The 25,372-nt window shown below is 32.7% G+C and carries 26 protein-coding genes; 18 read left to right on the top strand and 8 right to left on the bottom strand.

Going from position 1 to position 25,372, the window contains the following annotated elements; translation table 11 throughout:
• Positions 1-58: 58 nt before the first annotated feature.
• The 3 genes from sppA to leuS all read right to left on the bottom strand — a co-directional run bounded on the left by sppA (position 59) and on the right by leuS (position 5,253).
• A complete protein-coding gene (gene sppA, locus U9R23_05450) occupies positions 59-1,798 on the bottom strand; it encodes a signal peptide peptidase SppA (protein ID MEA3475867.1) in 1,740 nt (579 codons plus the stop codon).
• 28 nt (positions 1,799-1,826) lie between these two features.
• Positions 1,827-2,657 (bottom strand): 16S rRNA (adenine(1518)-N(6)/adenine(1519)-N(6))-dimethyltransferase RsmA, encoded by an 831-nt coding sequence (rsmA, locus tag U9R23_05445; protein ID MEA3475866.1) that lies wholly within the window; start codon positions 2,655-2,657, stop codon positions 1,827-1,829.
• A gap of 115 nt (positions 2,658-2,772) precedes the next feature.
• A complete protein-coding gene (leuS, locus tag U9R23_05440; GenBank protein ID MEA3475865.1) occupies positions 2,773-5,253 on the bottom strand; it encodes a leucine--tRNA ligase in 2,481 nt (826 codons plus the stop codon).
• Positions 5,254-5,419: 166 nt separating this feature from the next.
• Here leuS and U9R23_05435 point away from each other — a divergent pair, with 166 nt between their 5' ends.
• From U9R23_05435 to U9R23_05355, 17 genes are all read left to right on the top strand, one after another.
• On the top strand, positions 5,420-6,196 hold the full coding sequence (locus U9R23_05435) for a hypothetical protein (protein MEA3475864.1): 777 nt from the start codon (positions 5,420-5,422) through the stop codon (positions 6,194-6,196).
• Positions 6,197-6,266: 70 nt separating this feature from the next.
• On the top strand, positions 6,267-6,764 hold the full coding sequence (locus tag U9R23_05430) for an SLBB domain-containing protein (protein ID MEA3475863.1): 498 nt from the start codon (positions 6,267-6,269) through the stop codon (positions 6,762-6,764).
• 28 nt (positions 6,765-6,792) lie between these two features.
• Positions 6,793-9,114, top strand: a complete 2,322-nt coding sequence (locus tag U9R23_05425) for a polysaccharide biosynthesis tyrosine autokinase (GenBank protein ID MEA3475862.1) — start codon at positions 6,793-6,795, stop codon at positions 9,112-9,114.
• Complete coding sequence (gene ispE, locus U9R23_05420) at positions 9,041-9,934, top strand: 4-(cytidine 5'-diphospho)-2-C-methyl-D-erythritol kinase (GenBank protein ID MEA3475861.1); 894 nt, start codon at positions 9,041-9,043, stop codon at positions 9,932-9,934. Before U9R23_05425 ends, ispE begins: the two co-directional genes overlap by 74 nt.
• Before the next feature lie 58 nt (positions 9,935-9,992).
• Complete coding sequence (locus tag U9R23_05415) at positions 9,993-10,940, top strand: ribose-phosphate pyrophosphokinase (protein ID MEA3475860.1); 948 nt, start codon at positions 9,993-9,995, stop codon at positions 10,938-10,940.
• Positions 10,941-10,956: 16 nt separating this feature from the next.
• The gene (locus U9R23_05410) at positions 10,957-11,604 is read left to right on the top strand and encodes a 50S ribosomal protein L25 (protein MEA3475859.1); all 648 of its coding nucleotides are present in this window, start codon (positions 10,957-10,959) and stop codon (positions 11,602-11,604) included.
• A complete protein-coding gene (gene pth, locus U9R23_05405; protein MEA3475858.1) occupies positions 11,594-12,196 on the top strand; it encodes an aminoacyl-tRNA hydrolase in 603 nt (200 codons plus the stop codon). Before U9R23_05410 ends, pth begins: the two co-directional genes overlap by 11 nt.
• Before the next feature lie 212 nt (positions 12,197-12,408).
• Entirely contained in the window at positions 12,409-12,696 is a 288-nt protein-coding gene (rpsF, locus tag U9R23_05400; protein MEA3475857.1) for a 30S ribosomal protein S6, read from the top strand.
• 66 nt (positions 12,697-12,762) lie between these two features.
• Positions 12,763-13,191, top strand: a complete 429-nt coding sequence (ssb, locus tag U9R23_05395; protein ID MEA3475856.1) for a single-stranded DNA-binding protein — start codon at positions 12,763-12,765, stop codon at positions 13,189-13,191.
• Positions 13,175-13,429: a 30S ribosomal protein S18 gene (gene rpsR / locus U9R23_05390; GenBank protein ID MEA3475855.1), complete on the top strand. Its 255-nt coding sequence runs from the start codon at positions 13,175-13,177 to the stop codon at positions 13,427-13,429. The genes ssb and rpsR overlap by 17 nt, the downstream gene beginning before the upstream one ends.
• Positions 13,430-13,438: 9 nt before the next feature.
• Positions 13,439-14,335, top strand: a complete 897-nt coding sequence (locus U9R23_05385; GenBank protein ID MEA3475854.1) for a hypothetical protein — start codon at positions 13,439-13,441, stop codon at positions 14,333-14,335.
• 21 nt (positions 14,336-14,356) lie between these two features.
• Positions 14,357-14,830 carry a 50S ribosomal protein L9 gene (rplI, locus tag U9R23_05380; protein MEA3475853.1) on the top strand — a complete coding sequence of 158 codons (474 nt, stop codon included), beginning with the start codon at positions 14,357-14,359 and terminating at the stop codon, positions 14,828-14,830.
• Positions 14,814-15,362, top strand: coding sequence for a hypothetical protein (locus U9R23_05375; GenBank protein ID MEA3475852.1), 549 nt, complete (start codon positions 14,814-14,816; stop codon positions 15,360-15,362). Before rplI ends, U9R23_05375 begins: the two co-directional genes overlap by 17 nt.
• Entirely contained in the window at positions 15,362-15,673 is a 312-nt protein-coding gene (locus U9R23_05370) for a DUF721 domain-containing protein (protein ID MEA3475851.1), read from the top strand. Before U9R23_05375 ends, U9R23_05370 begins: the two co-directional genes overlap by 1 nt.
• Positions 15,674-15,999: 326 nt before the next feature.
• The gene (gene rpe / locus U9R23_05365) at positions 16,000-16,644 is read left to right on the top strand and encodes a ribulose-phosphate 3-epimerase (protein ID MEA3475850.1); all 645 of its coding nucleotides are present in this window, start codon (positions 16,000-16,002) and stop codon (positions 16,642-16,644) included.
• Positions 16,637-17,959, top strand: coding sequence for a signal recognition particle protein (gene ffh, locus U9R23_05360; GenBank protein ID MEA3475849.1), 1,323 nt, complete (start codon positions 16,637-16,639; stop codon positions 17,957-17,959). Before rpe ends, ffh begins: the two co-directional genes overlap by 8 nt.
• A 23-nt stretch (positions 17,960-17,982) precedes the next feature.
• A complete protein-coding gene (locus U9R23_05355; GenBank protein MEA3475848.1) occupies positions 17,983-18,468 on the top strand; it encodes an asparaginase domain-containing protein in 486 nt (161 codons plus the stop codon).
• 54 nt (positions 18,469-18,522) lie between these two features.
• Here the strand turns inward: U9R23_05355 and U9R23_05350 are convergent, their stop codons facing one another.
• The 5 genes from U9R23_05350 to U9R23_05330 all read right to left on the bottom strand — a co-directional run bounded on the left by U9R23_05350 (position 18,523) and on the right by U9R23_05330 (position 23,542).
• A complete protein-coding gene (locus U9R23_05350) occupies positions 18,523-19,413 on the bottom strand; it encodes a DUF58 domain-containing protein (protein MEA3475847.1) in 891 nt (296 codons plus the stop codon).
• Positions 19,414-19,483: 70 nt separating this feature from the next.
• Complete coding sequence (locus U9R23_05345; GenBank protein MEA3475846.1) at positions 19,484-19,666, bottom strand: hypothetical protein; 183 nt, start codon at positions 19,664-19,666, stop codon at positions 19,484-19,486.
• Positions 19,667-19,718: 52 nt separating this feature from the next.
• Positions 19,719-21,749 carry a BatA domain-containing protein gene (locus U9R23_05340; GenBank protein ID MEA3475845.1) on the bottom strand — a complete coding sequence of 677 codons (2,031 nt, stop codon included), beginning with the start codon at positions 21,747-21,749 and terminating at the stop codon, positions 19,719-19,721.
• 91 nt (positions 21,750-21,840) lie between these two features.
• The gene (locus U9R23_05335) at positions 21,841-22,959 is read right to left on the bottom strand and encodes an N-acetyltransferase (GenBank protein MEA3475844.1); all 1,119 of its coding nucleotides are present in this window, start codon (positions 22,957-22,959) and stop codon (positions 21,841-21,843) included.
• A gap of 1 nt (position 22,960) precedes the next feature.
• A complete protein-coding gene (locus U9R23_05330) occupies positions 22,961-23,542 on the bottom strand; it encodes a glycerol-3-phosphate acyltransferase (protein ID MEA3475843.1) in 582 nt (193 codons plus the stop codon).
• A 521-nt stretch (positions 23,543-24,063) separates the two neighbouring features.
• Here U9R23_05330 and U9R23_05325 point away from each other — a divergent pair.
• On the top strand, positions 24,064-25,372 hold a 1,309-nt coding region (locus U9R23_05325), incomplete at its 3' end, for a class II glutamine amidotransferase (GenBank protein MEA3475842.1).

The following is a 25,372-nucleotide window of genomic DNA, read 5'->3' as shown; positions in this document are numbered from 1 at the left end:
AAGATAATATTTATTCTTGCCCTTTTTTAAACTTTCCAAACTGCTTACTGCTAACTGCCTACTGCCAACTTATCCTATACGGCATAATCAACTGAACTGGCGACTCGGTTGCCATCTTAATTAAATCCTTCTGGTCAATAACATCTTCAAAAATATTGGGATTAGCATTCTTAAGATATAAATCAACGATAGTTTCAACATTAAACAATTTTCCTTCTTTTATTATATCAAGCAGCCCTTTCTTGGTAGGTAAAACAAGCACAGAATAAGTTTTAATATGGGCTAATTCAGCAGCTTTCGCGATTGCGTCATCTAAACCACCAAGTTCATCCACCAAACCATTTTCTACCGCATCAATCCCTGTCCAAATTCTTCCCTGTGCCACTTCCTCAACTTTAGACAATGACATATTTCTATTTTTTGCCACTTTTTCTTTGAATGCTCTATACACATTTTCCATTGTAAGATTTAAAGATTTCTTATCATCCACTGATGGTGCGAAATTAGGTGAGAAAAAGGTTGCATATTTTCCTCGCTTTATCTGATATGTATTAATGTCTGCCCATTCCCGAAGTTTCTGCCAATTTGGAACCAAACTAACTACTCCAATTGAGCCAGTTATGGTATTCGGTTGAGCAAAGATATAGTCAGCACCACAGGAAATCCAATATCCTCCAGAAGCTGCCATATCTCCCATAGATACTACCACGGGCATCTTTGAATTTATTTTCTCTATGTAATCAAAGATAATATCAGATACTAATGCACTGCCTCCACCACTATCAATTCTGAGGACTAAAGCTTTTACAGATTTCATTTTTTGAATTCTTTTGAATTCTTTTCCAATGTTTTCTTCTGTAATTATGCGATAGCCACCACTAAATCTCCCATCAGTATCTGACATCACAATTCCACCTTGAGCATACAGAATAGCGATTTTGTCTGAAGAGAGGGTCGTAGTTTTCCTGGTATAATCCTCAAAATTTACTAAATGATTATTTTTGACCACCACATCTCTAAATTCATTCTCATAACTTAAAGCATCCACTAATTTCAAATCCAGAGCAGTTTGACCCGAAATTAAAAATTCTTTTCTCTCCTCCATAATATCTCTTAACTTATCATCTGACAATTTTCTGTTTTTAGCAAGTTGCTCCGTATAAATGTCGTAAATTTCATCAATGTAGTTAGTTAAGTTCTCACGCAATGGCTCTGAGATTGTTTTTCTACTGAATGTTTCATAGGCACCTTTGTATTTACCTTGATGCATTACAATAAATTCAATCCCAATTTTATCAAAAAACCTTTTATAAAAATTTATTTCAACGCCAATTCCTGAGAGGGCAATTCCAGCTGAAGGTGAGGGATTTAAAAATATAGAATCAGCAACTGATGCGAGATAATATCCTTTATCAATCGTTAGACTAATATAAGCATAAATTTTTTTACCTGATTTTTTGAATTCTAATAGCTTATCGTGTAGCTCCTTAGTAAAAGCCCAACCACCCATATAAAATTCAGGTTTAAGAATTATACCTTTAATATTGGCATCTTGTTTGGCTGCATCAAGCCTCCTGCAAATTTCACCGATAGAAAGTTTCTCTTTCATAAAGAAAATTTCTTCATATTCATTATAATCATGATGTAAGCCACCAAGTGAAAGTTCCAGATAGGTATTAGGCTCTATTGCAACTTTTTTTCTTATAGGTATGGACTTAACTACCACAATAGTAAAAATTACGACTAAGATTCCTATAATTGCAAAAATCCAGAGTAATACTTTACCTACTTTTTTCATCTTTTCTCCTCCAAATAAATTAAACATCCTAAAATATCTTAGCTTTGTTTTGTAAATTCATATTTGCCCGATATTGTGCCTTTTCTACCAGGTTAGATAAATTAATAAATTCCTCAATGCTTAATTCTTCTGGTCTTTTGGTAAGACACAGGCCTTGTTTTTCAATCAGAATTTTTAAGACCTTGTCGCTCAGGAAATATTTTAAACTTGCTCTAAGCATCTTGCGACGATGCTGAAAAGTCACATCAACTATTTTCCATAGCAATTTTTCATTATCTATTTTTTGCAATTTCTTTTTGGGAACCATTTGAATAACTGCTGAAACCACTTTTGGCTTCGGCTTAAATAAATGAGGTGGAACTCTGAACAATTTACTTATTTTGAAATAAAATTGTGACTTTATAGACAGTCTTCCATAATCCTTGCAGCTTGGTCTTGCAATTATTCTATCTGCAACCTCATACTGAATCATAATTGTAATTGATGAGAATAACTCCCTATTATCAATGAACTTGAAAATTATCGGAGAGGTTATCTGATAGGGAAGATTAGCAACTATTTTTATCCGTTCATTATCAACATACTTAGAAAAATCAACATCAAGAATATCCATATTTATCAGCTCAAAATTGGGTTCGGACAATTTATACTTTAAAAATTTGTACCACTTCTTATCAATTTCAAAAGCAATAAGTTTATTACACTTTTTTAAAAGTTTTTCCGTAAGGATTCCTTGCCCGGGTCCGATTTCCCAAACAATATCATTCTTAGAAATTTTTGCTAAACGAACGATTTTTTCAGCAATATTTTTGTCAATCAAAAAATGCTGCCCAAGAGATTTTTTATAATACCTTACCACCGAGAACACCGATAATCACCGATAAAACATTCTTACAACTTAATATCAATAATTTTCCAGTTTCCAGTTTTCCGCCTGAGGCGGATACACCTTTGGTGGACAAATTTCAAATCAATCATTCAACAACAATACTAATTAATTTATTAGGAATAACAATCACTTTTTTAATCATTTTGTCTTTTGTATAATTAATTACCTTTTTATCTGAAAGAGCAATTTTTTCAACATCTTCTTTTGGCGTATTTAATCCAACCGTTATCTTGCTTCTTATTTTGCCATTAATCTGTATTACATACAGTACTTCATCTTTAATTAAGAATTTCTCATTATATGAAATCCATCCAGACTCATAAATTGATGGCTTGTTACCAAGCATCTCCCATATTTCTTCTGCTAAATGAGGCGCAAAAGGTGAAAGGAGTTTGGGAATAATTTCAATAGATTCTCTGTAAATCGCCTTTTCAATATCAGAACTTCCATTATCTACCTTGAATGTTGTGACATTATTAAGGTGTTCCATAATTGCCGCAATTGCTGTATTGAATTGCATTCTATCTTCAATATCTTCTGTAACCTTTTTTACCGTCAAGTGAGTACTATATCTAAGTTTTTTTGCTGAACTTAAAATTTTAGCATTTTGGTCATAAGTTTTTGGACAATTTAAGATAAGATTCTTTTTATCAGAGACCAGACGCCAGATACGATTCAGAAAACGGAAAGCTCCCTTAACTCCTTCGTCATTCCATTCTACATCTTTTTCAGGCGGAGAAGCAAAAAGCATGAAGATGCGCAAAGTATCTGAGCCATATCTGTCTATAAAAGGCTGTGGGTCAACAATATTTCCTTTAGATTTAGACATCTTAGCACCATCTTTAATTACCATACCCTGAGTAAGAAGATTTGTGAATGGCTCCTCTGTAAAAACCAATCCAATATCTCTCAAAAGTTTATGAAAAAATCTGGCATAAAGTAAATGCATACAAGCATGCTCAATACCACCAATGTATTGGTCTACAGGAAGCCAATGAGCAGCAATATCTTTATCAAATGGCATTTTGTCATTTTTCGGGTCGCAGAAACGAGCATAATACCAAGAAGAGTCAAAAAAAGTATCCATTGTATCCGTTTCACGCTTTGCAGGTCCTCCACATTTTGGACAGGTTGTATTGACAAAATCAGATGCAGTTTTAAGTGGATTTTGTGTAGTTTTTCCAACCTGAACATTTTCAGGGAGTTTAACTGGCAATTGATTTTCCGGCACAGGTACCACTCCACATTTATCACAATAAATAATTGGTATAGGAGTTCCCCAATACCTTTGTCTTGAAATTCCCCAGTCACGCAAATGATAATTAACTGTTTTCTTTCCGATATTTTTTTGTTCCATCCATTCCGATATCATATCAATTGCATCTCTACTTTTTATGCCATCAAATTGTTCTGAATTACTCATTATTCCATCATCAATATAAGCTTCTTTCATTTCTTTCAATTTTAGGGTTTTATCCCAATTCTGAATAACAATTCTTATTGGCAGATTGTATTTCTTTGCGAATTCAAAATCTCGTTGGTCATGTGCTGGTACGCACATTACAGCGCCACTGCCATAATCCATAACAACATAATTTCCAATCCATATTGGAATTTTTTTGCCATTTACTGGATTGATTGCATACTTACCAGTAAAGATGCCTTCCTTTTCCGTATCCTTAGCTGTCCGTAAGATTTTATTTTCGTTTATTATTCTATTAACAAATTTATTAATCGCTTCCTCATATTGACTCCTTATCTTTAACTTTTTGACAAGTGGGTGTTCTACAGCCAGAACCATATATGTGCAACCAAAAATTGTATCTGGACGAGTTGTAAATACTGGAATAGTTTCTTTACTGCCTTCAAGTGTAAAAAATATTTCTATACCATAACTTTTTCCAATCCAATTTTTCTGCATAGTTATAACCCTCTGGGGCCACCTGCCAAGTTTAGAATGGTCTAAAAGTTCCTCTGCATAGTTAGTGATTTTAATAAACCATTGTTCTACTTCTTTTTGAATAACTTTAGTATCACATCGCCAACAATACCCATGTTCTGCTTGTTCATTTGCAAGTACGGTCTTACAGTGCGGGCACCAATTTACAAATGATGATTTTCTATAAACAAGTCCCTTTTCATACATTTTCAGGAAAATCCACTGATTCCACCGATAATATTCCTCATCACAAGTAGCGAATTCTCTATCCCAATCATAACCGAATCCAATTGCTTTAAACTGACCACGCATCTTCTCAATATTTTGGTAAGTAGTAATCTTAGGATGTGAATTTTGTTCAATTGCACAATTTTCTGCTGGCATTCCAAATCCATCATATCCCATTGGCTGCAGTACTTTATATCCGTTCATTATCTTAAAACGAGCAATCGCATCTGCAATTGAATAATTAGAAATATGTCCCATATGAAGCGTTCCAGATGGATATGGAAACATAGAGAGCAGATAAAATTTCGGCCTATTGTCCTGCTCGTTTACATAAAACAATCTCTTCTGTTCCCAAATTTTTTGCCACTTTTTCTCAATCTCTTTGAAAGGATATTCCATTTAACCTCCAGCTGACAGAGAAATAAACTTATTATGTCATCCAAAAGGAGATATGACTTATTTTAGTCAATTTTTTTATATTAATATATTGGTATTTTACAAATTAAGGAAAGATTTATTGTTAAAAATGTTGACACAAAATTTTTTAAAAATTTAAAAGGACTTTATGAAAATATCTACAATTATTTCATTTTTGATAATTCTGTTTGCTTTTCTGTGTTGCAGTTATGATGAACCAGAGCAAAAAGATACTATTCCACCCTCAAAGGTGCATTTAATTCCTCATCAATGTGATCCTGGTGATCCTTCTGGATGTGCATATACCGATAAAGATAATGGTATTGATGCTGTGCAATCTGGAAATCTTGATTACAACTGGATGAAAATTCAATGGGACGGAACTGGGTTAGCACAGGATGGAGACATTCATCATATAGATGTGTATAGATATTTTTATGGAGCCCAGAGCCCTGAGGACACGGTATTGGTTGCCACAATTCCTTATCAGCCAGATTCTACCCAGTTTGTGGATACATTTGAAGGTGTGGAGACTGTTATTCAGCAAACCTGGTTTTATTTTATTGTTCCTTATGATGAAGCAGATAATTTTACTAATTCTGATACCGTGTCATATCAATTGTTAGGTGCACCTGGATTGATTACTCCTGAGGATAGTACTGAATTTGGCATCAATGAAAATATTTTATTTTCTTGGAATGAAGTTTCATTCTCAACTTTATATCGTATTATATTTTTTGATAGCACACATAGTTTCATTACCAGTAATGATATAGACAGCACAAGCTACAATATTGTTCCTTTATATTCAGGACTTATTCCTGGTTATACATACATCTGGAGGATAGATGCATTTGGGGCAGGATATGAACAAGGCAGGAGAAGTGGTTCTGAATCAGAAGAAAGATGCATAACTTTCTTCTAAAAACAATTACGATAAATTTGACTAAAATACTCACGCCTACATATTTCATACAATAAAAATGGAGCTTATTATGAAACGTGTTATTCTTATTATCGTTTTTCTTATTTTGTCATCTGGAAGTGTAAATGCACAGACCAGTGTGACTCCTTCGGCACCTCCGAGTACTTCTGCATATACATATTCAGGAACTATGGGTGATGTGGAGCAGCTCAGAATCTATACTTATATTTGGGGTAGAGTTAGAAAACCCGGCTTGTATATCGTTCCAGATGATACTGACCTTTTGGCACTGCTTTCTTTAGCAGGCGGTCCCACTGAAGATGCAAAATTATCTAAAATCCGAATAGTAAGACCGAGTTTAAATGGCGGAGAAAATCAAGTAATCTGGATCAATATTAAGAAATTTTTAGATACTGGAGATAAAAGTAATATACCTGTATTAATGCCGGGAGATACAATAATTGTTTCTGGAACTGTCTTTTATGGCGTGGCAAAAGTTACGGATTTTCTATCCAAAATTGCAGTCGTCTTAAGCATTTATAACATATATTTGAATATTAAAGATTAAATAAAAAAATAATTATAAGAGATTAAAAATGGAACCATATCCAGAGCCTATCCGCCGTCCCGATAATATCGGGATGGAAGGCAGGCAAGAACAAGAAATTAAGTTAAAAGATTATTTAAGAATTACTCTACAACATAGATGGTTAATAGTTATTATCTTTTTAGTTGTTGTTAGTGCGACTGCATTTTATACAATCCGAGCTCCAAGAATATATGAAAGCTCAGGAAAAGTGTTGCTTGAATTAAAGAAAAAGACCGACCTATTTTTCCCAACTGGCGGATTTGGAAGGAATGACTTAAATAATCAAATTGAGGTAGTAAAAAGCACACCTATTATGAAAGGTGCTATTGAAAAATTGAGACGAAACCCAGAAGCAGCAAGTTTTCCAATCCTTGCAGTAACGAATCCGGAAAAGACTTTAGCTAAAAGTATTGATGTCTCTTCTGGCAGAGAAGTTGATATAATTGATATTAGCTATAAATCTATAAGTCCATTAGAAGCACAAACTGCTGTCAATGGAGTAATTGATAGCTACCAGGAAGAAAATCTTAAATATGAAAGAGCTGAAGTCACCAATGTGAGAGTATTTTTAGAAAAGCAATTAGATATTACATCTAAAAAACTCGCATTTTCTGAAGAAGATTTACGGGGATATAAAATTCAGCATAAGGTTTTTTCTCTTTCGGAAGAAACACAGGAAATGATTAAAAATATGGTTGAATTTGAGGCTGAATTAAGTATAGCTCAAACAGACTTGCAGGTTGCCGAGAAAAAACTTAATTACCTGAAAACAGAGTTAAGTAAATTAGACGCATCATTAGGTAAAGAAATTGTTTCCATCTCGTCTCCAGTTATAGAACAGTTACGACAAAAATTGATAGAAAATGAAAGCAAATTAGCTATTTTTCTTACCAAAAAAGGGTATACGGCTGAACACCCAGAATTAGTGGCTCTGCAGCAAGAAATAGATAAAATCAAGATGCAAATGAGAGCAGAAATAGACAAAATCCTTCAAGTGAATGAAGATACTTTTAATCCTTTAGATAGACGACAACAGTTATTAACTGATATTGTTGCCGGAGAAGTAGATTATCAAACATCAAAAGCAAAAAGAGATGCTTTGGAAAAAGTTGTTGAAGAATACTCAATCAAAATGTCTAACCTCCCCGATGCAGAATTAGAGCTTGCACGTTTAGAACGAGCAAAAGCAATAAATGAGCAAGTCTATGGCATGCTTGTAACTCGGTATGAAGAAGCTAAAATTTCTGAGGAAGGGAAAATAAGTAATATCAGAGTACTTGAAAGAGCAAAATTGCCTGCTTCTCCAGTCTCTCCAAAAGTAAAAATGAACATTCTCATTTCAATAATATTAGGATTAGGACTCGGGGTTGGTGCAGCTTTCTTGTTAGATAGTTTGAACACAAAGATTATTAATCTCACTGATGTTGAGCGATATGTTAAACTCCCTCTTCTTGGAACTATACCTGATATTCCAATAGACGAGAGAAAATTAGAAGAGATTGAAAATAAAATACATTTTATATCTGATAGTGCTGAAAAGGAAAAACTATCTATTGAGCAAAGACAAATGACAGCTCGCCTTGTCCCACACTACAGCCCAAAATCACCTATAGCAGAAGCTTACCGTACTTTTAGAACAAATGTTGTCTCTTTGCCCAGTGCTTCAAGTAATAAAACATTCTTGATTACGAGTTCTGGTCCAAAAGAAGGGAAAACAACTACTTGCAGTAATCTTGCCATTACACTTGCTCAGATGGATTCAAAAACACTTCTTATAGATTGCGATATGCGTCGTCCTATGATTCACAATCTGTTTTATGTAAAAAGAGAAAATGGGCTTTCGAAATATCTTAGTGATGTCGGAATTCCACTCTCAAAAATTGTTAAGCCTTCTGGAGTTAAAAATCTTGACTTAATTACAAGTGGTCATGTTCCACCAAATCCCTCAGAATTACTTGCTTCACAAAGAACGGAGAGGTTAATTGAAGAAGTAAAACAGGAATACGATTACATTATCTTTGATTCGCCTCCTTTAATTGCTGTAACAGATGCTATGATTCTGGCCAAAAAGGCAGATGCACTTGTCCTTGTAATAAGAACAGGTATAACTGATCGCGGAATTATTGACAGGGGAAAAACATTATTAGAAAATATTGGTGTAACTGCTGCTGGGGTAGTTGTAAACGGAATAGAAGTTAAAAGATATTATAGCGGGTATAAATACTATTATTACTATTACTACTATTATTATACAGATGAGGATAAAAAAGGCGGTAAAAGGAAAAGGAGAAAGCATCACAGACACTCAAAAATCTTTGGCAAAAGTTAATCTTTTCCTGGATACAATTGCTGTCAGAAAGGATGGTTTTCACGAAATAAAAACAATATTAACTGAAATTCAGTTAGCGGACAATTTAATTTTTAGTTTGACAGAAAATAATAGAATAGAAATTTCTTGCTCTTCAAATGAACTAAATGATTCATCTAATATAATTTATAAGATAGCTTGTTTTTTGAAAGATAAATATAAAGTTAAAAAGGGAATGGATATCAATCTTAGGAAAAATATTCCAATTTCAGCTGGCTTGGGCGGAGGTAGCTCTAATGCTGCAGTAACTATTAAAAGTTGTAACACATTGTGGAATTTGCAATTATCAAAAGGTGATATGCATAAAATTGCTTCAAGATTTGGAAGTGATATCAATTTTTTCTTAGAAGGTGGAATCGCTTATCTTACTGGAAAAGGAGAAAAAGTTAGCAAAATACCAACAAATCTTAAAGTAGAAAACTTACTTCTTGTCAATCCTCAAATTCCTATTTCAAGCAGACAAGCATATACCAGGTCAAAAATAAAACCAGAGAGGAAAGATAAATATCAGCGATTAAAAGATTCTATTAAGAAGAATGACATCATAAATATCTCCAGAAATTTGTATAATAGTTTGGAAGAGGGTGTTTTTAAACGCTATCCAATAATCAAAACTATAAAGGAGAAAATGTTGAATTTTGGTGCTATGGGGAGTTTAATGTCAGGAAGTGGCTCAACAGTTTTTGGTATCTTTGATTCAAAGGATAAAATAAAATCAGCAGAAAAATATTTTAGGAGTTTAGATTTCTGGACTTATAGAACCGGTTTTTTCGAGTCGTAAGGAGCTTGCGACGACGACTCGAAAAAACCTAATTTATGGATGAACACTAAAAATGACAATGTACTCAAAGCTTCGGATTTTTACAGGAAATGCAAATAAGGAATTAGCTCAAAAAGTCGCTAAACATGCTGGAATTCCTTTAAGCAGAGCAGAAGTATTCAAATTTTCAAATGACAATTCATTTGTTAGAATAATTGATAATGTTCGTGGCGCAGATGTATTTATAATCCAGCCTACTTGCATGCCAGTTAATGATAATCTAATGGAACTTCTTATTATGATAGATGCTCTTCATCGTGCTTCAGCAGCTAGAATTACAGCTGTAATTCCTTATTTCGCCTATGCCAGGTCAGATAAAAAAGACCAGCCAAGAGTCCCAATTACTGCAAAATTAGTAGCTAATTTGCTAACTACTGCAGGTGCAAATCGTATAATTGCATTTGACCTTCATGCTGAACAAATTCAGGGTTTTTTTGATATACCTGTAGATCATCTTTCTATGCTCCCAATCTTTTTGAATTATTTCAAACCATTAAATCTCAAAAATATAGTGGTGGTTTCTCCCGATACTGGTGGTACTCAGCGGGCAAGATGGTTAGCAAAAGGACTTAATGCAAGCATAGCAATAGGCGATAAGCGAAGACAAGGAAATCTTGGAAATCTGGAATTGTTAAATGTTGTTGGAGAGGTTAAAGGGAAGACTGCTATCATAATAGATGATATTATTGATTCTGCGAAATCTGCAATAAATATGGCTAAAGCACTTACTAAAAAAGGTGCAACAAAAATATATTGCGCCTGTACCCATCCTGTATTAAGTAGCAATGCTGTTGAGAAAATTGACCAATCCCAAATAACGGAATGTATTGTTACAGATTCAATCCCTTTAGGGGATAAAAAAAACAGAAGTGCTAAGCTCAAACAACTCTCAATCGGGTCGCTTTTAGCTCAAGCTATCTTAAGGGTGCATAAAGAAGAATCTATAAGTGTGCTCTTCAAAACTTAAAATAAGGAAAGTTAAAATGAAAATAAATACTGAGATTAGAAACACAGGGAAAAAGGAAGTCAAAAAATTAAGGGACAATGAAAAGATACCTGCTATTTTATATGGAAAAGGATTTGAATCTATCCCTTTAGTATTAGACTATAAGGAATTTGTTCACTCATATAAAGAAAGTGTTGGACATCAAAGTTTTATATTTTTTAAGGTTAATGGAAAAGAGTACAGAACCTTAATAAAAGAGATGCAATTGGACCCTCTTTCAAGGAAGATAATTCATATTGATTTTAAAGAGATTTATTCAGGTCAAGAGATTGAAGTTAAAATTCCCATCAAATTAGTTGGAGATTGCCCAGGTTTAATTGAAGGCGGAATATTTGATATGCATTTGCGAGAATTAGAAATAAAATGTTTACCAAAAGACCTGCCAGATTCCTTTGAAGTAGATGTCTCAAAACTACAAATTGGTGATTCAATTCATATAGAAGATTTATTAGAGCAATTGACAAATGTTAAAATTCTTCATCCACCATCAACACCAATAATTAGTGTAATATTACCAAAAGCCGAAAAAGTTGAAGTTGCTGAAGAAGTGGAAGAAATCGCTGAAGAAGAAATTACCGAAGAAGGAGCAGAAGAGAAAGAGACTAAAGAAGAAAGTGAAAAGTAATAGATCTGTAAAACTGATTGTTGGTCTTGGGAATCCCGGTCTGGAATATGAAAACAACAGGCATAATATTGGATTTGTAATTCTTAAAGAGTTGTGTAAGAAAATGCATGTTGATAACTTCAAAAAGAAAAGAAAATATTTTATCACTAAAAAGAATGATAACCTATTCTTGCTTCCTCGCACATATATGAATCTCTCTGGAATCGCTATCCGAAAAGCTGTCAAAAAATACAAGATTGCTTTGAATAATCTTCTGATTGTATTAGATGATATCAATCTTCCTCTTGGCAAAATCAGAATTAGAGAAAATGGAAGCAGTGGGGGTCATAATGGGCTGAAATCAATAATTGCTGAACTGAGCTCACAAGAATTCCCAAGAGTAAGAATGGGAGTGGGAGCAAAAAATCAACAAGAGAGTTTCTCTTCTGATATTTCCTTAAGAGATTTTGTTCTTTCTGACTTTACTGAAGAAGAGATAAACTTTTTAGAAAAACCTATATCTCAATCTGTTGAACTTATTACACATTTCTTATTTCAAAATTATAAAAAAATGAGCGATATGTTCAGTCAAATGAATTCCTTATCTCATTAAATTGGGATTGTCCCCTTGTTAATAAAATGCAAAAAATAAAACCAACTTGTCTGGGCGCCATAGTACGAAAGGGATAATTATGAAGTACTCATGCCTGGATTTCGGCATAAGGAGTATGAAAGTTATATGCAGAGGCTGAAACAGAAGATAATCAAAAAAGAAAATAAAAATTATTTCTGTGTCTTTGTGCCTCTGTGGCGAGGTATTTAACGATGAAAAGAAAATACGAATCAATGTTTATCCTTCCACCAATGGAAGATGAACAGATAAATGAAAATATTGAAAAAGTGAAAAAATTCATTGCTAAAAAAAAAGGAGAAATATTAGAAGTTAAGGATTGGGGGAAAAGAAAATTGGCTTATGAAATTAATAATCATAATGAAGGATATTATGTAATAATCACATTTGAATTTGAACCTAATCAGATTTCTTCGTTAAAAAATTTCTATAAGTTAGATGAAAATATTATTCGGTCTATAGTAATCAAAAGAGATGAATAAAAATTATCCCGATGTATCGGGATGAATATTAATAGTTCATAAATTAATAATAAAGAGAGGAACCAAATGGCTAAAAAATTAAACTTACCGAGGATTAACCATGTAATAGTCTCTGGCAGGTTGACCAGAGATGTGGATTTACGCTACACCCCTTCTGGAACTCCTGCAGCTAATATTGGTATCGCTTCTGACAGAAGTTATCGGGATTCTGATGGTAACTGGCAGCAAGAGACCAGTTTTCTGCGTGTAGTTGCCTGGACAAGGAATGCAGAATGGGCAGCAGAAAATCTGAAAAAGGGGTCTCCTGTTATTATTGAAGGAAGGATTAGAGCACGCAACTGGCAAGATAAGGATGATAAGCCCAGAACCACTGTTGAAATTGTGGCAAGCAGAATTCAAAAACTTGAAAGAGAATTCGCAGAAGGTGAAGAAAAACCATCTCAGGCTGAGCCAACAAAAAATGAGGAACCAACAAAAGATGAGATACCCTTCTAAAAAGCCAACTAAATTCAAACGCAATAAATTTTTTAAAAAGAGATTTTGTAGATTTTGCACCAATCCAGATTGGGAAATAGATTATAAGAATACTGCAATCCTGAAGAAATTCATAATAGAATCTGGAAAGATAAGACCTCGTAGAATCTCTGGAACTTGCAGTAAACATCAAAGGAAATTGACTCGAGAAATCAAACGAGCACGACAAATGGCTCTTATTCCATATGTAGAGAGATAAGTTTCTCAAATGATTCTGCGAGTTATTCTTATCGCAATTGTATCAATTTTTTCTCCATTGATTGGCTTGATACTTGCTGTTCCATATTTTTCCAAGAAAATTCTTACAGAAAATTCTGACTTTATAAATATTGAGAGCAAAAAATCATACTCAACTTTGTTAATACTATTAAGCGTTTTTACTGCTTGTCTCCTCTTTCTGTATGTAATTAAACTTCTGAACTGGCAACATGGATTAGAGGTGTGGATAAGTGTTGGATTAGGCTCAATTATCTTTGCAGATATTTTGCAAAAATTAAAGAATTATGAGACTGCTATTATCTGTGGTGCTCTTCCCAGCTTCTTGTATATTGCAATTAAAAATCTTTTTTTCTTTAATTTAGTAAAACTGCAATTTGAAACGAGTAATAAAATGCTATTGGAAAATACCGAAAAATTATTCTCACCAGAAATTGTGGAAAATATGATGCCAACTATATTAAAAGTTCAGAATATAATGCTGAATGGAAATGCTGCTATATGGATGTTGGGTATTATCCTGGGTCTCTTTATAGGCTCACTAATTTTATCAGAGAGATTAGAACAGCTAAGATGGAATTTCGGTTTAGTTAATTTTCCTTTCTATCTTCAAATTGCAATAGTAGTTGGTCTGATATTATTTATACTGAAGCTCAGAATCATAAGTTATAATTTGCTTGCAACTTGTGGATTCTTCTATCTCATTCAAGGTTACTCGTTATTATATTACTTTGTGAAAAAGGCATTTAGAAAAAGTGTCTTTTTGGGAATAATATTATTAATTATACCTCTCTTTAATTTCTATTTGTTGATAATTATTTCCATTTTAGGTCTTTTAGATACATGGATACACATTAGAAAATTTGCGACAGCCAGTCACGGCGAATAGAAGGACAGAAGGAGATAAATTATGAAAGTGATTTTAAAAAAACAGAGTGAGAAACTTGGAGAAGTTGGTGATATAGTTAAAGTAGCTGATGGTTATGCCAGAAATTATCTTTTCCCCAAAGATATTGCAATACCTGCAACTCCCAAAAATCTTAAGTTAATTAACCAACTAAAAGAAGCTGAAGAAAAGCGTCGTGCAGAAGAACTAAAAGAAGCAGAAATTATAATGAAACAGATAGAAAAAACTACTTGTACATTTGAGCGACTGGCCGATGAAAATGGACATCTTTATGGTTCTGTGAGTGAATTAGATATTGCTAAGGCTCTTGAAGAAAAAGGATTAACTATTGACAAAAATGACGTAAAAATGGAAAAACATATCAAGGATATAGGAAATCATATTGTTGAAATTGAACTCCAAGAAGATATTAAAGGACAATTAAAAATTAAAGTTAAAAAACAAAAGAAAGAGAATACAGATGAAGAAAATTCTTAGCATTATCAAGGAAATCCTAATGTGGGTGGTCATAATTTTTGCATTTTCTGCATTAGGATTGGGTAGTGATAACCCAACAAGGTCAGCATTAATTTGGGCAATAGTGGGTATTATTGTTTTTGCAGTAGGTTTTGTTATTGCAAAAAATACCCACAGACATGCTGGAACAACCAAAGCTCAAGTTATAATCAGAAAAATCTTCGGTATTATCCTTGTTCTATTTGGATGTATTCTGCCAAATCTTATCTTAAGTAAAGCTAACTTTTCTTTCGGAATTCAGGCATTGATATTTATATTTGCACTTGTTTTAGTTGCTCTCGGCATTTTAGCAGTATTCTTGATTAAAAAAGGTGCTTTCTCTTCTTTTCTTGGATATTTACTCTTGGTAATTGGTGCATTTCTCCCAGCTCTTGCAATGGCAAGCTATGACACCAGTTATAATGCACTTGGAACAGTTTATTATCTTCTAATTGCTTTGGCATTGTTCTCATGGTTGGGTATTTCTATGACTGCTACCAAAAAAGTAGATTAATGTCTTCTTTTACTCATATTGGAAATATAATTGATAGTTTAATAAAGGATTTATCTCATAAAGGATTTGCTCGAGAAATAAAAATTGGCTTACTGTGGAGCAAAGCTGTTGGCAGTATCCTGAGCAAAAAAGCTCAAATTAATAAGCTCGACAACAACATCCTTTTTGTAAATGTTGAGAATAATATCTGGCTTCAGGAATTAGTATTGCAAAAATCCAAAATCATCCATAGAATCAATAAAAAATTACTCCCACAGGATAAGATTCAAGATATAATTTTCTGCATTGCTGAAAAGAAAATTAATATATAATATCAGTTACAAAAATAATATATCCATTTGATATATTTATCAAATGAGAATAAATATTTTTTATATAGAAACAAACAAAAAGCCGATATCAAAATATATTATGAAAAATACATCTGTTAGACCCGATTAATCGGGACTGGCGGATGCAATCCTGTTTATTTCAACTTTGAATCTTTATTTGAGGGTTATTTTCAGACGAAACACTCATGTCCCAACACATCGGAACGCAAAGGAGCATGAAAATGGCATTTAACTTAGAAGTTATAATATTTCTATTTCTTTTTTCTTTGTGTTCTTCGTGGCCTTTGTGGTGAAGATATTTTCATATGAAATTAAAAATTGCTCCATCTCTACTTTCTGCTAATCTTCTTAATCTGGAGAGGGAGATTAAAAACATTGAGAAAGCAGGAGCTGATATGCTCCATCTTGATATTATGGATGGACATTTTGTGCCTAATTTAACCTTTGGTCCTGAATTGGTTAAGCAAATAAGAAAAACAACAAACCTCCCATTAGATACGCATTTAATGGTTACAAATCCTGCATTTTTTATTCCGAAATTCCTTGAAAGCGGTGTTGATTATATTTCATTTCATATAGAAACCAATTCAAAATATGAAAAATTGCTGAACGCAATAAAAAAATCTAAAGTTAAAGCTGGCGTTGCTATTAATCCAGAAACACCGTTAAATACGGTGGGAAAAATTTTAGATTATATTGATTATGTATTGATAATGACTGTTCACCCCGGTTTTGGTGGACAGGAATTCATAGCTGACTGCACTCCAAAAATTCAGGAGCTTCATAAGATAGTAGGAAAGCGAAAAATAGAAATTGAAGTGGATGGTGGGATAAATTATCAAACTGCAAAGCTGGTGAAAGAAGCTGGCGCTAACATCATTGTTGCTGGGAATTTTATATTTAACAGCAAGAACTACAAAAAAGTCATAGAAGGTTTACGAAATGTTTGATTCACTCACAGAAAGGCTAACAAAAATTTTCTCAAAGTTAAAAGGACACGGAAAACTATCTGAAAAAGATATTAGAACTGGCTTACGCGAAATTCGTTTGGCATTGCTTGAAGCTGATGTCAACTACATCATTGTTAAAAAATTTGTAAAAGATACAGAGGAAAAAGCTCTCGGTGAAAGTGTACAAAAATCTCTCACTCCAGGGCAGCAAATCGTAAAAATTGTAAAAGAACAACTAATTGCTCTAATGAGCTCTAACATACCTGAAAAGATATATCAGAAAAATAGAATATCAAAATTAATGATAGTCGGTCTACAAGGAACAGGGAAAACAACTGCATGTGCAAAATTAGCATTACATTACAAAAAGCAAAACTATTCGCCTTTACTCGTTGCTGCTGATATATACAGACCTGCTGCAATTAAACAATTGGAAACACTCGGCAAATCAATCAGCATTCCCGTCTATTCAGAATATATTAAAAATGTAACGAAAATTGCCAAAAATTCTCTCAAATTTGCTGATAAAAATCAAAGTAATTTGGCAATTTTTGATACTGCAGGAAGACTTCATATTGATGATAAGATGATGAATGAGATAAAGGAATTATCTAATATAATTAAACCAGATGAGATATTCTATGTGGCAGATTCTATGACAGGTCAAGATGCTGTGAATAGTGCAAAAGAGTTTAATACCCGTTTGAATCTGACAGGAATAATTCTTACAAAATTAGATGGAGATGCGAGAGGTGGAGCTGCATTATCCATTAGGGCAGTTACAGGTAAGCCCATTCGTTTTGTTAGTGTTGGTGAAAAATTGAGCGATATGGAAATATTTCATCCTGACAGAATAGCTTCTCGTATTCTTGGAATGGGAGATATACTTACATTGGTGGAGAAAACTGAAGCGGCTTTTGACCAAAAGGAAGCAGAAAAATTAGAACAAAAACTCCGCAAAAATCTATTCACTCTTGAAGATTTCCTTGTTCAACTCCATCAAATGAAAAAAATGGGTCCACTTGATGACATATTAAAAATGCTACCTATGGCAAATTCTAAGTTTATGAAGAATATAAAAGTGGATGAAAATAACCTAAAACAGATTGAAGCAATAATCCTTTCTATGACAAAAAATGAGAGAGAACATCCTGATATTATTAATGGAAGTCGTAGACTTAGAATTGCTAATGGCAGTGGGACTTCCCTTCAAAAAGTCAATCAACTATTAAAACAGTTTGATATGATGAAAAAAATGATGAAGGGAATGAATAAAGGAAAGTTCAAATTCGCTAAAAACCTTATGGGAATGTAAAATTTTAATAAATCCGAGGAAAGATGCTAATAAAAATTTTTGTAACTGGTGGAACTTTTGATAAAGAATACAACGAATTAAATGGAAAATTATTTTTCAAAGATACTCATTTGAATGAGATTCTAAAATTAGGTAGATGTAAACTTAATCTTGATATACAAACACTGATGATGATTGATAGTTTAAAAATGACAAATGCAGATAGAAATCTTATCCTACAATCCTGTAAGGATACTGAAGAAGATAAAATTGTTATTACACACGGAACTGACAAAATGGTAAAAACAGCAATACTATTGGGGCAAAACATTAGGCATAAAACCATTGTTTTAACCGGTGCAATGGTGCCATACAAATTTGGAAGTTCAGATGGTATGTTCAATCTTGGTGCTGCATTGGCTTTTGTTCAGACATTACCACATGGGGTTTATATTGCTATGAATGGGAAATATTTTCATTGGAATAATGTAAGAAAAAATAACGGAACAGGGATATTTGAGGAATTGTAATTTTAGTAAATAAATCTCTAAAATATTTTTTCTAAGCCAATACTCATAGACCCATTACAATATCTTCTGTCTTTTTATCAAATACGCAAAAAGTGCTTTATCATAAGGAGTACTTGTGTTTATCGGCACATAATCAATAAATGAGTTGTAACATTTTAAAGAAAAGAGTTTTTTCATCTCTTCTATTTTTTGCAAATATCTCTTCTTAATCTCCCACGGCTGTGTGACTATTTCCTCTCCAGTTTCCATATCTATGAACTTTGTTTTACTATTATATTTAAATGTTAATTCCTGATTATCCAGAATATGGAAGACAATAACCTCATGCTTTTGATGGCGAAAATGCTGCAAACCCATCACAATCTCTTCTGGCTCATCCAAAAGGTCAGAGATAAGAATGATTAGGCCTCTTTTTTTTATTCTATCAGCAAGGCTATGCAAAACAGTTGCAATTTGTGTTGTGGATTGCGGCAGAAGTTCATCAAGCTTATGAAAGATTATATTTAAGTGCGTTTTAGCAGAACGAGCCGGGATATAATTTCTGATTTCTTCATCAAAAGAAAGAAGTCCCACTGCATCTTGCTGACTTATCATTAGATATGTTAATGCGGATGCAAGAGTTTTTGCATATTCAAGTTTACTGATTTTTTGCGATGTGAAACCCATAGATTTACTGCAATCAATCAAAATATATGCTTTTAGATTTGTCTCTTCCTCAAACTTCTTAATAAAGTATCTATCGGATTTTGCAAAGACCTTCCAATCAATATGTTTGATAGGGTCTCCGGGATTGTATTCACGATGTTCCAAAAATTCAACACTGAACCCGTGATATGGTGATTTATGCAAACCTGTAATAAAACCTTCCACAATTAATCGGGCACGGATTTCAAATCTATCTAACTTTGCAACTATCTCTGGATTCAGGAACTCTCTATTGTTCATAGGGCACTCCGTGCTAAGGGTATAAGGAAATATGGGAAATAAGGAAATAAGGATATAAGGATTAAGAAATTCATTTGTGTTTGATTTTTTTCCTTATATAATTGATATAACCATTTAGTGTTACTTTAGCTGATTCAATTAATTCTACACCATTGTCAAACAAATCTTTAGAATTGAAAAATTTTCTGACTTCCCTACACTTTTTCCAAGCTTCAAGAGTAATAAAATCCTTATTTTCATTATAACCTTTCATCGCAAAATCCTTTTCATCTCTATACCCTATTTCCCTTATTTCCCTATTCCCTTTACAAACTCTTCTTTCCAGAATATGCCAAAACCATCTCAAATATTAACAATCCCAGAACAATCCATAAGAATGTTTTCCACAATTCATATCCGTATCTAGAAGTCAAGATTTGACTCATCCAATTATTTATGCTTAGGAAATGGACATTTGTTGTTAAATTATTAATTGTCGCAATCTCCTTCTCTGAAAGTTGTGCCAGATTACTTTCTTCTCTTGATAAATTTAAAGAATATACGGTTTGTACCACATCATCTTTTTTTAAGAAGTAGTGCCCCTGCTGCTCAGTTTGCATAAAAGTCTGCTTTCTAATACTATTAGTTGGAATAGAGATTGGAATGTTTTCTCCGTTTGGAAGTAGTAATTCAAGCTCTCCAGTGGAATCAAGAGTTAGTGATGTGCCAACCGGATAATTATATAATCGTGAATTTTCCTTACCGAGATATTCTCCAATATTATACAATAATACAGGGAAACAAGGTTGATATACAATATTACTCCAATCCTCAGTAAAATCAATTGTTGAAATAATAAATCTATCTTTGATAACAAAAATAGGGAAATTATTATTGTTGGATATTAGTATAATAAAATCATTAGCAGAAATATCCCACATTCTTTTTATTGTTGTTTTTTTGAACATCTCTTCTGAAAATATATTTGTGATAGGATGAATCTTATTAATAAAACTGATTTTTGAATTTTGGTTATCTAAATTATTAAATGAGATTCCATCTTTTCTTAACCAGGTTTGTAGAGGTATATTATCTTGAACATCTACACAGGGAATCAGGAAAATTGATTTGCCTTTTTTTCTAATATAATCAGCAAAGAATTCCAACTTTTGAGAAAATTTTTTTAATCTATAGAATATAAAAAGATGATTATTCATAACAATATCATCGTTAATTTCGTCTTGCAATATTTTCTGCCAGTTATTATTAGTTATAATATCAAGTGCAGATGAAAACTGAAATGGAATATCCACATTTGAAATTACGATAATTTTGGGAAGTTCATCAGGGGAAAAATTAAAATAAAAACTGTTATCATCTGGCAGCATTTCATCTTTTAATTTTACTTCACCATAATAAAATTTCTCTCCCTTGATAGGGCACTCAAAAGATATTCGCTTGCTTTGATAGGGATTTAGTGAAATCACTTTTTCTTCTCTTGTAATATCATTTAATATTAGGGAAACGATTATATTTTTATTCTTATTTTGCGAGTAGTTTTTTATTGTTGCTCTTATTTCAGGCTGGTTAGTTCTGCTAAGCAATCGGGGAATATACATCGCTGATGTTGTTGATTGGTTTATCTTTGCTTTATCCTTATTAACGGGAATAATAAAAATATTTGTTTTGATATTACCTGTAATTTCTGTAAATTTATCCCATGTATATTTCTGATTATCAGTAATAAAATAGATTTCTTTATTAATTATATCCTGATGTGCTAATTCTTCTTCTGCTTTCAATAGGACAGATTTCAATGTTTGAGTATTATCAGATATTGAAATCTTATTGATTTTTGTATTTACTTTTGATGGAATAGAGAAATAGCTATTTTGAGAATTGTAGTTTTTATTAAGTGTAAGAACCATTAATTTATCTTTATCATTCAACAAATGAATAATATCTTTTGCGGTCTCTTTTGCATTATCAAGTATTGTATTCTTGCCCTCCAAATAATTCATACTGAAACTATTATCAATTATCATCACTACTACTGTTGGTGCATGTGTTTTCAATACCTGATTTAATCGTGGTGCAGATGGGAATAAAGTCTTTATTACAGGACGTGATAGGGCTAATATCAAAAAGACAATTATCAGAATTCTTGTTATTAAAAGAAGTATTTGCCGTAATTTAATAATTCTTGCTTGATTCTTTTGTATCTGTTTCAGAAATCTTAATGAACTAAAATATACAATTTTAGGATGGTGTTTTACAAACAAATGAATTAGAACTGGGATAATCCCAGCAACTAATCCAAATAATATTATTGAATTAAGAAATGATAAATTGAACATAAGTTTAGTAAATTAGTAAATTGGTTAACTCGGTTAGTTGGTTTATTTATTTGTTCGCAAAAGGGATATATTAGTCATTAGTTAACTAATTTTATACTAATTTTTTATCGTAAATACGGTAGACTTTATAAATATCAGCACCCATTCTCTCAAGCGGTCTGCGCATTTTCATATTATCTTCTAATATCCAGGAAGCTTCTCCGCGACCGCACCTTTTTTTTATAGCATTCTTAATTGTTTCATAATAAAAAGCAAGGTCAATACCAAGATCCTTGTATTTTTTCACAATACCCAAAGTGATCGTTCTTACTCTATCTATCTTTTTAAATGCCAATAATAATTTTAGCCACCCAAGTGGAAATAATCGTCCATTTATTTTAATTAATGCCTGATTTATGTCGGGAAGAGATAAGGAAAAGCCTACTGGTTTATTGTCAATCTCTGCAACAAAAACTAAATCATAATCAATGATTTTTTTGAGTTCATTTGCCGTATGGTGAAATTCATTTTCATCCATTGGAACAAAACCCCAGTTATACTGCCAAGCTTGATTATAAACATGAAATATTGCAGAGATCTCCTGCTCAATTTTTTTGGGATTAAGCTTTCGTAGAATAAATCTTTTCCTCTCCTTAACCCGCTTCATAAGCCGTTCAAATCTTTCTGGCATCTTTTCGTGAAAATCAATATAATAAGCGTATAAATCCTTCGCCTTTTTGAAGCCATACTTTTCAATAAAACTTTTATAATATTGTGGATTGTAAGTCATCATCACCATTGGCGACATATTAAACCCTTTGATAAGCAAACCTAATTCATCATTAGTGGAAAAATTCATTGGTCCCCGAATAACTTCCATTTCTCTTTTTTTAAGCCAATTATATGCTTCATCAAAAAGAGTTTTTGCTACATCATAGTCTGGAATACATTCAAAGAAACCAAAAAATCCAACCCTGTCTTTATGAAAATTATTGTGAGTCCTATTTATATGTGCAGCAATGCGTCCCACAATATTATTATTTTTTGTTGCTAAAAAGAATTGTACTTCAGAATGTTTGAAATAAGGATTTTTGTTTGGATTGAAAGTAGATTTCATCTGGGATATAAGAGGAGGAACCCAATTTATATCATTTTTATATATTCTCCAGGGCAATTTTATGAACTTATTTAAATCACTTTTTGATTCAACTTTTTTGATTCTTATTTTCATTTCATATCTCTCCATATCTTTTTGACACGAAATAATTTATAATACCCATAATAATTGAAGTCAGAAATAAATATCTCGCCCATACTTTACCAGTTTTAAAAATATAACAAGCAATTGGGACCACTATTACCATCATATATTGGGAAAAGCGTGCTTGATGAAAAAGTAGTGCTATTAATAGTGAAGCAATACCCACAATAAAAGTAGGTAAGGGTGCAAAGTAGAAGAGCAGAGCAGAATATGCAACTACACCTCGCCCGCCTTTGAAATTATGCATTACAGGAAAGCAATGTCCTATCGTCATAGAAAAGCCTACCAAAAGTAAAAGTTCTGGCTCATGCTTTAGAAATATTAAATGAATAATCCAAAGTGTAACATAAATTCGCAAGAAATCTAATAACCATACCAAAATTCCTAAAGGCCTACTTACATTGTGATATACATTGGAAGCATCTGCAATAAAATTACCAACTTTATATATATTAAGATTGCGAAATAGTTTTGTAAATATTCTTGCAAAAGAAAACGAGCCAATCCAATACGCAATTAAAACTAAAATTATCTCTTTCAAAATAATATTCATCTTAATTACAAGATAGATGGAGAGAAATTTTTGCAGTCAAGAATTTAATCCAAAATAGATTGAGTATAATTCTCTTTATGCTTTCCTGATGACGGCTAAATTCTTTGATGTGATACTGATTGCCAATGAAATTTTAGAAATACGATAGATTTTACTTGACAAAATAATTTTCATTTTTATTAAATTTTTTTTTTAACTATAAGGAAACAAGGATAATGAAAAAGGGTAGATTTAGATTGTGTAACAGTATCTTAATATTCCAATATATCCTTCTTATGTCCAATTTTCCATTTTTTATTTTACATTACTTATTTTACCACTCCCTCCCCTTAATATCAAATTGAAAAATTACATTCAAAATATTATAAAATTTGTTAATGTTTTACCTTATAGAAAGCGGAATAAATATATGTTTATAATTGGGAAAAATAAGTTCACTTAGTTATGCTTGCCCTTTCTCTTTCTTTTTATGTGAATAGGCAAGCTAAAGAAGGGAAAAATAAAATATTCTGGAGGAAAAGATGAAAGCACAGAATATAAAAAATAGATGGTGGATACACATTCTAATAATAGCTTCATTATTGTTAGTAACATTATCTACTAATGCACAAGCGGATTGCCGATTACTGGGTATGACAGCAAAAGATGACTATTTTTTATATAATGAAACAAGTATGGTAGAAAATTTGTTAGATGAATTGCAAGTACAAGGTGGATATTTATACCCATATTATGATGGTTGGTGTTTATTATTTTATAGAGATGATAACGAGATAGTATTGGATTATGATATATGGAGAGATGCAGATCCAGCCTATAACGATAATGACTACGATATATTCCAAGAAAACTTTGTGAACCAAGATATAGAGGCAACAGTTGGGATGGGGCATGTAAGAAGTGCTACGAATGTTCCTGACATTCCAGACCCACATCCATTTGTCTGGCAATATGAACCTTATGCGCATCAATTTACTTTTGCTCATAACGGAACTGTAGATAAGTATTACATAACTTGGCAGATTAATGGGTTCTTAGATTGGTGTCAGGAGAATGGATTTGAACCACAAATGCATGGTGGAACAGGTGAATGGTGGAATAATTTGTATTATGTAGTTGATACAGAAATATACTTCTTCTTAGTCATGTGGCGGATTTATTTAAATGATGGAGATATTATATCGGGTATTCATGAAGCGCTGAATCTAATTAGTGATCTTACTTATTGGCCCACTACTGCTAAGAATTTCATATTCTCTGATAATACAGGTTTATATGCATATAGGGAGATAGAAGCTGGATCTCCATCTGTTTATGAACTTTATTATTTTGATGATTCTAACTGTAATATCTTAGCAGCGATGAGTGACCCACCTGGCGATAATCCACCACCTGGATGGAATTATATTAATGATGGTACTTTAGTATATCTCCCTCGCGTTGGTAATGCGACTGCTTTTGAGGATTTCTATTCAAATGATGTATTTGTTCACCACCTAGAAGGAGATGAAAGTATAAGATGGAACTGGGTCTCATTCCCTGTGCTGGAAGAGATTGAGCCTGTGGGAACCAATGCTCTGGATGTCTTGGCATCAATATTAGACCCGGATATATTAGAGGGAGTATATTATGAAAGTAATACTGATCCTGTAATCTGGTATAATGAGCAGATCTTAGATTGGGAGAACGATCTTGAAGATGAGAATTTCCACACCATAGATGGTTACAAGATAAGGATGAATCAGCCCGCTGTTCTGCTTGTTTCTGGGGATTGGGAACTTCAAACAACAGAAATACCTTTGTATGAAAATCAAGAGAACTGGATTGGTT

This window comes from Candidatus Cloacimonadota bacterium (assembly GCA_034722995.1).
GTDB lineage: Bacteria > Cloacimonadota > Cloacimonadia > JGIOTU-2 > JGIOTU-2 > JAGMCF01.
The sequence above is the reverse complement of the archived record's forward strand: the minus strand, read 5'-3'. Positions and strand labels throughout refer to the sequence as shown.

Excerpts from the sequence above, each read along its gene's own strand:
- U9R23_05415 (MEA3475860.1), top strand. The coding sequence starts at position 9,993 with ATGTACTCAAAGCTTCGGATTTTTACAGGAAATGCAAATAAGGAATTA.
- U9R23_05410 (MEA3475859.1), top strand. The coding sequence starts at position 10,957 with ATGAAAATAAATACTGAGATTAGAAACACAGGGAAAAAGGAAGTCAAA.
- rpsR (MEA3475855.1), top strand. The coding sequence starts at position 13,175 with ATGAGATACCCTTCTAAAAAGCCAACTAAATTCAAACGCAATAAATTT.
- U9R23_05350 (MEA3475847.1), bottom strand. The coding sequence starts at position 19,413 with ATGAACAATAGAGAGTTCCTGAATCCAGAGATAGTTGCAAAGTTAGAT.
- U9R23_05355 (MEA3475848.1), top strand. The coding sequence starts at position 17,983 with ATGCTAATAAAAATTTTTGTAACTGGTGGAACTTTTGATAAAGAATAC.
- U9R23_05430 (MEA3475863.1), top strand. The coding sequence starts at position 6,267 with ATGAAACGTGTTATTCTTATTATCGTTTTTCTTATTTTGTCATCTGGA.
- U9R23_05435 (MEA3475864.1), top strand. The coding sequence starts at position 5,420 with ATGAAAATATCTACAATTATTTCATTTTTGATAATTCTGTTTGCTTTT.
- rpe (MEA3475850.1), top strand. The coding sequence starts at position 16,000 with ATGAAATTAAAAATTGCTCCATCTCTACTTTCTGCTAATCTTCTTAAT.
- U9R23_05370 (MEA3475851.1), top strand. The coding sequence starts at position 15,362 with ATGTCTTCTTTTACTCATATTGGAAATATAATTGATAGTTTAATAAAG.
- U9R23_05340 (MEA3475845.1), bottom strand. The coding sequence starts at position 21,749 with ATGTTCAATTTATCATTTCTTAATTCAATAATATTATTTGGATTAGTT.
- rpsF (MEA3475857.1), top strand. The coding sequence starts at position 12,409 with ATGAAAAGAAAATACGAATCAATGTTTATCCTTCCACCAATGGAAGAT.
- sppA (MEA3475867.1), bottom strand. The coding sequence starts at position 1,798 with ATGAAAAAAGTAGGTAAAGTATTACTCTGGATTTTTGCAATTATAGGA.
- U9R23_05375 (MEA3475852.1), top strand. The coding sequence starts at position 14,814 with ATGAAGAAAATTCTTAGCATTATCAAGGAAATCCTAATGTGGGTGGTC.
- ssb (MEA3475856.1), top strand. The coding sequence starts at position 12,763 with ATGGCTAAAAAATTAAACTTACCGAGGATTAACCATGTAATAGTCTCT.
- leuS (MEA3475865.1), bottom strand. The coding sequence starts at position 5,253 with ATGGAATATCCTTTCAAAGAGATTGAGAAAAAGTGGCAAAAAATTTGG.
- ffh (MEA3475849.1), top strand. The coding sequence starts at position 16,637 with ATGTTTGATTCACTCACAGAAAGGCTAACAAAAATTTTCTCAAAGTTA.
- U9R23_05335 (MEA3475844.1), bottom strand. The coding sequence starts at position 22,959 with ATGAAAATAAGAATCAAAAAAGTTGAATCAAAAAGTGATTTAAATAAG.
- ispE (MEA3475861.1), top strand. The coding sequence starts at position 9,041 with ATGAGGATAAAAAAGGCGGTAAAAGGAAAAGGAGAAAGCATCACAGAC.
- U9R23_05345 (MEA3475846.1), bottom strand. The coding sequence starts at position 19,666 with ATGAAAGGTTATAATGAAAATAAGGATTTTATTACTCTTGAAGCTTGG.
- U9R23_05385 (MEA3475854.1), top strand. The coding sequence starts at position 13,439 with ATGATTCTGCGAGTTATTCTTATCGCAATTGTATCAATTTTTTCTCCA.
- U9R23_05425 (MEA3475862.1), top strand. The coding sequence starts at position 6,793 with ATGGAACCATATCCAGAGCCTATCCGCCGTCCCGATAATATCGGGATG.
- rplI (MEA3475853.1), top strand. The coding sequence starts at position 14,357 with ATGAAAGTGATTTTAAAAAAACAGAGTGAGAAACTTGGAGAAGTTGGT.
- U9R23_05330 (MEA3475843.1), bottom strand. The coding sequence starts at position 23,542 with ATGAATATTATTTTGAAAGAGATAATTTTAGTTTTAATTGCGTATTGG.